This is a genomic window from Acinetobacter sp. YH12137, assembly GCF_013418535.1.
Classification (GTDB): Bacteria; Pseudomonadota; Gammaproteobacteria; order Pseudomonadales; family Moraxellaceae; genus Acinetobacter.
On sequence record NZ_VPBW01000017.1, the window covers coordinates 44301 to 53649 of the forward strand.

Sequence of the window (9349 nt, forward strand, 5' to 3'; positions counted from 1 at the left end):
GAGGTTGCTATGTGTGGAGTAGTTGGTATAGCTGGTAAATCACCTGTTAACCAAATGTTGTTTGATGCATTAACGATGTTACAACATCGTGGACAAGATGCAGCTGGGATTGTGACTTGTCAGGAAGGCCGCCTGTTCCTGCGTAAAGATGTCGGTATGGTCCGTGATGTATTCCATACCCGTCATATGCGTGCTTTACAGGGTAATTATGGTATTGGTCATGTGCGTTACCCAACGGCGGGTACTTCAAGCAGTGCCGAAGCGCAACCATTCTACGTAAACTCACCTTATGGGATTACGCTGGCGCATAACGGTAACCTGACCAATGCTGAAGAAATTCATGATGACCTGTTTAAAACTGATCTGCGTCACATGAATACTGATTCAGATTCAGAAGTGCTACTAAACGTACTGGCGCACGAATTACAAAAACGTGGCAAGCTGGTACCTACCTCTGAAGATATTTTTCAGGCTGTAACGCGTGTACATGAGCGTTGTAAAGGTGGATATGCCGTTGTTGCGATGATTACCGGTCAAGGTCTGGTAGGCTTCCGTGATCCAAACGGTATCCGTCCATTAATTTACGGTTCGCGCGAAACAGAAAGTGGTATGGAATATATCATTGCTTCTGAATCTGTAGCGATTACGGCACTAGGCTTTAAGGTTGAACGTGATATCGAACCAGGTGAAGCAGTTTTCATTGATTCTGACGGTAACTTCTTTACCCAGCAATGTGCAGCGAATCCAGAATATCGTCCATGTATTTTTGAATATGTGTACTTTGCTCGTCCAGATGCAACTATTGATGGGATCTCTGTGTATAAAGCCCGTTTGAAAATGGGTGAGAAACTGGCACAAAAAATCCTGCGCGAGTGGGGCGATGAGCATGACATCGATGTGGTGATTCCAATTCCGGATACTTCGCGTACTTCGGCATTAGAATTAGCCAATATGCTAGGCGTGAAATTCCGTGAAGGTTTCATGAAAAACCGTTATATCGGTCGTACCTTCATTATGCCAGGTCAGCAACTGCGTAAAAAATCAGTACGTCAAAAACTGAACCCGGTTGAGCTCGAGTTCCAGGGCAAAAACGTTCTACTAGTTGATGACTCGATTGTGCGTGGTACGACTTGTAATGAAATTATTCAGATGGCACGTGATGCGGGTGCGAAAAAAGTATTCTTCGCTTCTGCGGCACCTATGGTGAAATATCCAAACGTATACGGTATTGATATGCCGGCGAAATCTGAACTGATCGCTTCTGAACGCAGTGTAGAAGAAATCCGTGAAATCATTGGTGCTGACCGTCTGATTTTCCAAGATCTGGAAGACCTGAAAGATGCAGTACGTACCAAAAAAGTTCCTCATTTGCGTGAATTTGACTGTTCTGTATTTGATGGTGTGTATGTCGCAGGTGGAATCAATGCTGAATACCTCGATCAATTAGAGCAAAAACGCAGTGATGGCGCCAAAAAAGGCGACAATTTTATTGATGTGAATATTGATGCAGCATCAGTTGACCTGACCGGTGTACGCGAAGTCTAAGCAATTAAAATCATGATGAAAAAGCGGGAATTTCCCGCTTTTTTGTTTTATGATGAGCCCAAGGAAAGACCAGATCAGTTAGGGTGGTAGATTGAAAAGCGTAGGATATGCTTTGGTCAAAAACAAGAATATGCTATTGCTAGCCAGCTTTTGTCTGATTGCGATACTATTAACAGTTCTGATTATCAATACAGTGGTTGGCCTGTTTGTTTTCTATGCTGATCCTGGCCAGTCGATATGGTGGCATGTCCTTAGTCCTTATCTGGTAGCACTGGTTTTGTTCTTGATGATTATTTCGGTCATCTATGAATTTTATACGTTTCGTGCCGGCGGCTATTCTTTAGCCCAGCAAATGGGCGCGCGTCGACTGAATCAAATGGAAAGTATTCCGGAAGAAAGTGCTGCACTACGGATCAATACTCAACTGGCAGATACGTTCCTGATTGAACCGCCAGCTATGTATGTCCTGCCGAATGAAGTGGGGGTCAATGCATTAACAGCGGGTTTTAGTCCACGTGATACTGCTATTATTCTGACTTGGGGTGCATTACAAACTCTTGATGAAATTGAACTTTATGGCTTGCTCAGTCATGAATTTAACAAGATTCTATCTGGTGAAACAGCTGAAAATACCCGCCTGAAAATTCTATATAGCAGTCTGACCACTTTTAGCCAGTGGGGCAGCAAGATTGCGAAGTTGGGGTTTTATCGAAATGATGTACCTCGGGAAAACAAGTTTGAAACCTTCTATGTCTCAATCGGAGCAGTCATCTGGTTGATTGGCAGCTTGGGTATTTTGATTACACGTTTTATTAAATATATTTCATTGGGCGGACGTACCTATAAAAATGACCAGAAAACCCGACGCCTGATTCAGAATGATGCCAATATTCAGACTTTATTGCGCATTCATGTGCATCATTCAGGATCACAGATCTATAGTGAATATGCCGAATCCATTTCACATATGTGTTTTGCCAATTCTTTAAGTCCACAGAACTGGTTGAATATTCATCCGAATATTAATCAGCGTATTTATGAATTAAATCCTGCTTTGATTCAGGATTTGCAGCTCGAAAATCTGAAGAAATTAAAAAACCAGCCTTTGTTTAGTTTGTTTCGTTCACTCGAAGATGTCGTGCCTGAAAGCACAGCAGTCTGGGAATCCCCACAGCCTTTGCCTTTGTTGCGTTTGTCTCCGATCAGTTTTGCGATCAAAGATGCCATCAAGCCATTGAATCCTGAACTACGTGCCAATATGCCGCGTCCAGAGCTGATTGAACGTGCTTTGCAAACTTCGACCGGTTCACGTGAGGTGATGGTCGCAATTTTGATGATCCGGCAATATCGTGAATTTATTCCGACCGAGGCAGAAGTCAGTCGTGCGATTATTGATTCATTATTAAATCTGGATGGACGGGTACATATCTCGATTTTCCAGCAAGCCTGTAAAAATATTGGTGGAATGCCAACCACGGTGGCACGGCAGTTTTTAATGAAGCTGGCAAGGATTATTCAGGAAGATGGTGAAATCGGTTTGCTAGATGCCTTATTGCTAGAGCGGGTGAAGTATGAGTTGAATTTACTGCCGATGCATACGCCGACGTCTTTAGATGAGGTCAAACCACAGATTGTACGTCTGATTGATGCCTTGCTGCATGTGCAGCAGATTAATAGCGATAATCAACTGGAGGTTCGGGAAAAGATTTTAAACCGTATTCTTAGTCCGCGAGAACTTGAGCTGTATAGTGAAATCTCAGATGAGCCGATTGATTTGGCCGAGATTTTAAATGATATTGCAGGATTGTTATTACGTGATCGTTTGAGCATGTTAGGTATTGCAGAAGTTTGCCTGTGGAGCGACCGGATCATGACTCAGGATGAGCTGGATGTGATGGAACTTCTGTACTGGCGCTTGGGCTTTGAATCCAATGAAATTACCTCGCAAATGCTCAAGAAAAACAGCTTGATGATTATCTAGTATTTTTAAATTAAGAAGATGTATTTAAGTCCAGTTTTTCAAGAACTGATCTATAAAAGAACTTGCAGTAGAAAAAAGTAATCTTATAAATTGATTTCTATTCTGAGTTAAAGTGATTCAAGATAGAGAGTGAAAAACTGGAAATAGTTCGGCAAAGAAAAGCGAATCCCGTTAAAATGTTCAACCTGAAATAGGTGATGAAGAAAAGATGATTGGGCATCAGCGTGACATACTGGCAACATTAGGAATCGATATCTGGATTCCCAAGGGCGACGTATGTCAGCAGCATCAGGTTTCGATCTGGCGTGATCAGGCCCCAGCAGAATTACATAGCGAAATCATCCTGCCACAACCGACTCAGATTGCTCCGGTAGCAAAAGCTCCTTTAATTGCGCCTGAGCCTGTTACAGTTGAAGCAAAAGCTGAAGCTAAAAGTGAAGCGCCAGTAGTTGTTGCAACAATTCAGGAACAGCGGGAAATTCTGCATATTCCGCCATTCAACTTGCAGGCTTTAAGCTTGGAACATTGCACGATTGTCATCGATGCCACAGAAATGACCGAGCAAACCCAGCATTTATGGAGCAATATCCAGCGTGCTCTGCAAAGTGAATTTTATGAACTGAACTGGCCATTTCCTTGGGTGAATCTGCAAGATGGCCGGGGTGTTGAATCTTATATTCAGGGTTTTCTGGACATGATGAGCCTGGAAAAAAATATCATTTCCCTTGGCTCTATTCCGCATGTGACACATAATAAAATGATTCAACTGGCATCTTTACAGGAAATGCTGGATCAGCCCATACTTAAAAAACGCTTATGGCAATTTATGCAAAACAGGCCAGCGAACTCAGAATAATATTGATGTGGAATAGGGACATATGAAGCAAAAAGTGATTGTATTCAGCCAGATCGATCAGGATGTCCAGAAAAAACTCGAACAAAATTATAATGTAGTAACTTTACAGCCGAAACTGGGCAATGTGCATGAGCAGTTGCTGGAACATGTGCGGGATGCCGATGGCATGATCGGGGCAGGAAGGTTGCTCAATCGCGATAATCTGGCACCAGCAACCCGACTTAAAATCATTTCGAGTGTCAGTGTAGGGTATGACAACTATGAAGTTGATTATCTGAATGAAAAAAATATCTATCTGACCAATACCCCCCATGTCCTGACTGAAACCACGGCAGATCTGGGATTTACGCTGTTAATGGCAGCTGCACGCAAAGTGGCTTATCTGGATCACTGGACCAAACAGGGACAATGGCACCGCACGACACGTGAAGCACAGTTTGGTATGGATATTTTCGGAAAAACGCTGGGGATAATCGGGCTAGGGCATATTGGGGCAGCAGTTGCACGCCGTGGATTTTACGGTTTCAATATGAATATCTTGTACCATAATCGCCATGAAAAACCGGAATTGGCTCAAGGGCTCAGTGCACAGTATTGTTCTCTGAATGAGCTTTTGCAGCGCTCAGATTTCGTGGTGGTTACCGTGGATTTAAATGCTGAGTCAAAAGCACTGATTGGAGCAGAACAACTGGCACAGATGCAGCCACATGCGGTGCTGGTAAATATCTCCCGTGGGCCTGTGATTGATGAGCAGGCTTTGATCGAAGCCTTAAAAGCCAACCAAATCTTTGCTGCGGGTCTGGATGTTTATGAGAAAGAGCCTTTAAAAGAATCAGAATTATTTGAACTGGATAATGTCATTACCTTGCCCCATGTCGGTTCGGCCACAGTGGCGACACGTCGAAAAATGGCTGAGCTGGCTTATCAGAATCTGGTTGATGTACTTGAAGGGCGGGTGCCACGCTATGTGGTGAATCCTCAAGTGATTGGTTCATCTAAGTAATATTAAATAACATTTTCTTGCATCTATGCTCATTTTTCGATGCTATATTCGAGACAGGTTGAAACTGAATTTTAGAGATTTTTCATTGAAACGTTTGGTATTGGCGTGCGGGTTAGGTCTGTGTGCAACGGCAGGACATAGTGATAATAATTATTTTAATCAGCCTGCTGCACAATTTTCTGTACCGGATATTGGTGCGGGCGTCGGATTGATCGATCAGCAAAAAGAACAAATGATCGGCGAAAAGGTCTATCGTCAAGTCCAGAAACAAATGCCTGTGATTCAGAATCCATGGCTTGAAGATCAGTTACTTTCCATATTTTCCCACATTCTCAGTCAGACCAAATTACAGCAGCCGATTGGGTTAATGGTAATCAATGATCCGCAAATTAATGCTTTTGCAGTACCCGGCGGATTATTTGCTTTAAATGCTGGCCTGATTAATTCAGCCCGGAATACAGACGAAGTGGCAGGGGTGATGGCACATGAAATTGCACATGTTACACAACGTCATTACAGTCGTTCGCAAGAAACCTTTAAAGGACAAGGACTGTTGGCCCTAGCAGGGATTCTGGTGGGTGCATTAGTCGCTTCACAGGCAGATGGTGATGCCGGTGCAGCAGTGATGATGGGTTCTCAGGCAGCACTACTGGATCAGCAATTAACTTATAGCCGTAATCAGGAACGTGAGGCGGACCGGATCGGAATGCAATATATGTATGCTGCCGGATACAGTCCGCACAGTATGGCGGATTTCTTTGAAGTGATGCATCGGTCCACTAGCCGTTTAAGCTTTATGCCAGATTTCTGGCTGACGCATCCTTTAACTACTGAGCGTATGAGTGAAGCGCGTTTGCGTGCCAATCAGTTGCCTGCGGTTAAGCGTAATTTAAATGATCAGGATTTTGAAATCATTAAATGGTATACACGGGTACTGTCACGTCAGACCACTGAACAACAGCTCAACTTAATGGTGCAACGTAATGATTTTCCTGGCCAGCTGGCTTTAACGGCTTATCAGCTTCAGCAGGGAGACTTTCAGGCGGCACAAGTCGCACTGGATCAAGCCAAAAAGCACAATAAAATGCATCCTTTGCAGGTGTTATTTCAAACTGATATTTATCTGGGGCAAAATCAGCTGGATAATGCGCTAAAAAGCATTAGTTCAGCCGCACGGATCATGCCGGAAAACCGTGCTTTAAATTATAAATATGCTGAAACCCTGATTCGTGCTAAACAGCCTGATCAGGCCAGAACGATTGTGCAGCGCTTTTTAAATAGCAATACCCGTGATGTTAGTGGCTGGAGATTGATGCAACTGGCAGCGAATGCAGCACCTGATTCATCAATAAAAGCCGCCAACGTCTTGCGTTATCGGGCTGAAGTAGAGTACTGGTCGGGCTATGAAGAAACTGCGATTAAATCCTTAATACATGCTAAACGTATCAGCAAAGGCAATCAGTCTCTGTCAGCAACCATAGGTCAACGTTTAAAACAGATGCAGCAAACGCGACAGTTTAAAATTTAAGTCTATTTTTCTAATAATTTTTAGTTTCAGTAGATATAGCCGAAGTTCACTAAATCACGCTACAATCCGGGCAAAGCTAAGTTGTTTATTTCAATTATTTTATGAAAAAAATATTATTGGGTTTATTGATATTGGGGTGTGGCGGAAATGTATTGGCGGCTAGTGCTGCAGAATACGTGCAGTCCGTTGAACAGATTAATACTGATTATCAAAAAGAATCACGCCAGTTTTTAAAAGGTTTAAATCCACAGCAGCAGGGTTTTAGTGCATCGCAGAATCAGCAGTTTTGCGCGATTGTACAGCGCTATGTGGATCGCTTATATAAAGCGGCAGACCAGAACCGGGCTTATCTGGATCGTCAGTATCAAAATGTAGGCAAGCAGGATGTCATACTGCAGGTAAAATCTTCAAAAGAGATGCAGTTGCTGAAACGTTATAATGTGGATTGTAATTTACAGTAAGAATAAATAAGAAAATGCTGAGAACTGTCCGGAATGGAGGCAGTTCAACGCAGATTTAGATTTGAAATAGAATGGGGGAATTAAGCAAGTTTTGCTTTAATTTTTGCTGAAACTTGTGCAGGATCGGCGCGCCCGGCTATGAGCGGACGCAGAGAATTCATCACCTTACCCATATCTTTCATGCTAGTAGCTTGTTGCGCTTCAATTATTTGCGCAATCAGGGAATCAAGTTCTTCCTCAGTCATAGCTTCTGGTAGAAATTGAGAGAGAACCTCAACTTCGGCTTGTTCCTTACTAGCTAAATCATCTCGACCAGCGCCTTCAAAGGCTTTGATCGATTCTTTACGTTGTTTAATTTGCTTTTCAATGACCGCAAGAACTTGAGCATCGTCAAGTTCTTTACGCTCATCGACTTCGATTTGCTTAATTGCTGCTTGCAGACTACGAATGACCGTCAACTTTGACATATCTTTGGCACGCATGGTGGCTTTCAATACGTCAGTAATCTGGTTTTTTAAAGTAGTCATTATTTATTCCAAGCAGTCAATCACAAATTAATCTTAGTAAAGGCGAGTAGTACGTACTGATTCACGCGCCAATTTCTTTTGGTAGCGTTTAACAGCAGCAGCTTTTTTACGTTTACGTTCTTGAGTTGGTTTTTCGTAGAATTCACGTTTACGAACGTCAGCAAGAACACCCGCTTTTTCGCATGAGCGTTTGAAACGACGGATAGCTACGTCTACTGGTTCGCCTTCTTTCAATTTAACTTGTGGCATGAAGAATCCTCATTAAGTTATGGATAAGATCAGGGCCGAATTGCCCTCGATCACAAGTGAAGGTCAGTATTTTACTCATTTACATCTCATATCACAAGTCTATAATAGTTGCTGCAATAGATTTGATACAGGTTATAGGCAGTTTAATGATCGTTTTAGGCTTGGAAACGTCGTGTGATGAAACAGGACTTGCGCTGTATGACAGCGAGTTGGGTTTGCGCGGACAGGTGCTGTACAGCCAGATTAAACTGCATGCTGAATATGGCGGCGTCGTACCAGAACTGGCTTCGCGCGACCATGTGCGTAAACTCATTCCCTTACTGAATGAACTGCTTGAACAAAGTGGCATCAAAAAATCAGAAATTGATGCGGTGGCCTATACCCGTGGTCCGGGCCTGATGGGCGCGTTAATGACTGGCGCACTGTTTGGTCGGACTTTGGCCTTTGCCTTAAATAAACCGGCAATTGGTGTGCACCATATGGAAGGTCATATGCTGGCACCATTACTTTCTAAAACGCCACCAGAATTTCCATTTGTGGCATTACTGGTGTCTGGTGGTCACTCACAGCTCATGGCCGCTTATGGCATTGGACAATATGAATTACTCGGTGAATCGATTGATGATGCGGCGGGTGAAGCATTTGATAAAGTTGCGAAAATGATGGGTCTGCCATATCCGGGCGGCCCGAATATTTCCAGACTAGCTGAGCAGGGCGATCCGAACGCCTTTGCTTTCCCACGTCCAATGCTGCATCAAGGTTTGGAGTTTTCATTCAGTGGTTTAAAAACTGCAGTTTCTGTTCAAATGAAGAAACTCGGTGAAGAAAGACGTGATGCAGATATCGCTGCGAGCTTCCAGGAAGCCATTGTCGATACACTTGTTAAAAAATCAGTGAAGGCATTGAAACAGACTGGCTTAAAACGTCTGGTGATTGCTGGTGGTGTAAGTGCCAACAAGCGTTTACGTGAACGCCTGGAAGCAGACTTGGCGAAAATCAAAGCCACCGTGTACTATGCAGAACCTGCGCTGTGTACCGATAATGGTGCGATGATTGCCTTTGCGGGTTATCAACGTCTAAAAGCCGGACAGCAAGATGGTTTGGCTGTGACCACAACTCCACGTTGGCCAATGACAGAATTGACGAATCCGGCAGAAGCTTGATTTAAAGATTCAGGATGAAGAAAAGGGGCCTTAAGC

9 protein-coding genes are annotated in these 9349 nt (G+C 43.4%); 7 read left to right on the forward strand and 2 right to left on the reverse strand.

Annotated features, from left to right (window positions below):
- The first annotated feature begins 9 nt into the window (after positions 1–9).
- The 6 genes from purF (at position 10) to FTU72_RS10040 (ending at position 7374) form a co-directional block, all read left to right on the forward strand.
- Positions 10–1545: an amidophosphoribosyltransferase gene (gene purF / locus FTU72_RS10015; RefSeq protein WP_179992286.1), complete on the forward strand. Its 1536-nt coding sequence runs from the start codon at positions 10–12 to the stop codon at positions 1543–1545.
- Between the two features lie 91 nt (positions 1546–1636).
- Positions 1637–3526, forward strand: a complete 1890-nt coding sequence (locus FTU72_RS10020; RefSeq protein ID WP_034169988.1) for a M48 family metalloprotease — start codon at positions 1637–1639, stop codon at positions 3524–3526.
- Positions 3527–3734: 208 nt separating this feature from the next.
- Positions 3735–4382 (forward strand): hypothetical protein, encoded by a 648-nt coding sequence (locus FTU72_RS10025; RefSeq protein ID WP_180031788.1) that lies wholly within the window; start codon positions 3735–3737, stop codon positions 4380–4382.
- Positions 4383–4404: 22 nt separating this feature from the next.
- Positions 4405–5385: a D-glycerate dehydrogenase gene (locus FTU72_RS10030; RefSeq protein ID WP_180031790.1), complete on the forward strand. Its 981-nt coding sequence runs from the start codon at positions 4405–4407 to the stop codon at positions 5383–5385.
- A gap of 85 nt (positions 5386–5470) precedes the next feature.
- Positions 5471–6913, forward strand: a complete 1443-nt coding sequence (locus FTU72_RS10035; RefSeq protein WP_180031792.1) for a M48 family metalloprotease — start codon at positions 5471–5473, stop codon at positions 6911–6913.
- 101 nt (positions 6914–7014) lie between these two features.
- Entirely contained in the window at positions 7015–7374 is a 360-nt protein-coding gene (locus FTU72_RS10040) for a hypothetical protein (RefSeq protein WP_180003691.1), read from the forward strand.
- Between the two features lie 80 nt (positions 7375–7454).
- Here the strand turns inward: FTU72_RS10040 and FTU72_RS10045 are convergent, their stop codons facing one another.
- Positions 7455–7901, reverse strand: coding sequence for a GatB/YqeY domain-containing protein (locus tag FTU72_RS10045; protein WP_004782432.1), 447 nt, complete (start codon positions 7899–7901; stop codon positions 7455–7457).
- Between the two features lie 33 nt (positions 7902–7934).
- Complete coding sequence (gene rpsU / locus FTU72_RS10050) at positions 7935–8150, reverse strand: 30S ribosomal protein S21 (protein WP_001136722.1); 216 nt, start codon at positions 8148–8150, stop codon at positions 7935–7937.
- A 146-nt stretch (positions 8151–8296) separates the two neighbouring features.
- Between rpsU and tsaD the strand changes: the two genes are divergently transcribed.
- Complete coding sequence (gene tsaD, locus FTU72_RS10055; protein WP_004782431.1) at positions 8297–9313, forward strand: tRNA (adenosine(37)-N6)-threonylcarbamoyltransferase complex transferase subunit TsaD; 1017 nt, start codon at positions 8297–8299, stop codon at positions 9311–9313.
- The last annotated feature ends 36 nt before the right edge of the window (positions 9314–9349 follow it).

What these genes read in the sequence shown, in the direction of transcription:
- purF (WP_179992286.1), top strand. Translation starts at nt 10, where the DNA reads ATGTGTGGAGTAGTTGGTATAGCTGGTAAATCACCTGTTAACCAAATG.
- tsaD (WP_004782431.1), top strand. Translation starts at nt 8,297, where the DNA reads ATGATCGTTTTAGGCTTGGAAACGTCGTGTGATGAAACAGGACTTGCG.
- FTU72_RS10025 (WP_180031788.1), top strand. Translation starts at nt 3,735, where the DNA reads ATGATTGGGCATCAGCGTGACATACTGGCAACATTAGGAATCGATATC.
- FTU72_RS10040 (WP_180003691.1), top strand. Translation starts at nt 7,015, where the DNA reads ATGAAAAAAATATTATTGGGTTTATTGATATTGGGGTGTGGCGGAAAT.
- FTU72_RS10045 (WP_004782432.1), bottom strand. Translation starts at nt 7,901, where the DNA reads ATGACTACTTTAAAAAACCAGATTACTGACGTATTGAAAGCCACCATG.
- FTU72_RS10030 (WP_180031790.1), top strand. Translation starts at nt 4,405, where the DNA reads ATGAAGCAAAAAGTGATTGTATTCAGCCAGATCGATCAGGATGTCCAG.
- rpsU (WP_001136722.1), bottom strand. Translation starts at nt 8,150, where the DNA reads ATGCCACAAGTTAAATTGAAAGAAGGCGAACCAGTAGACGTAGCTATC.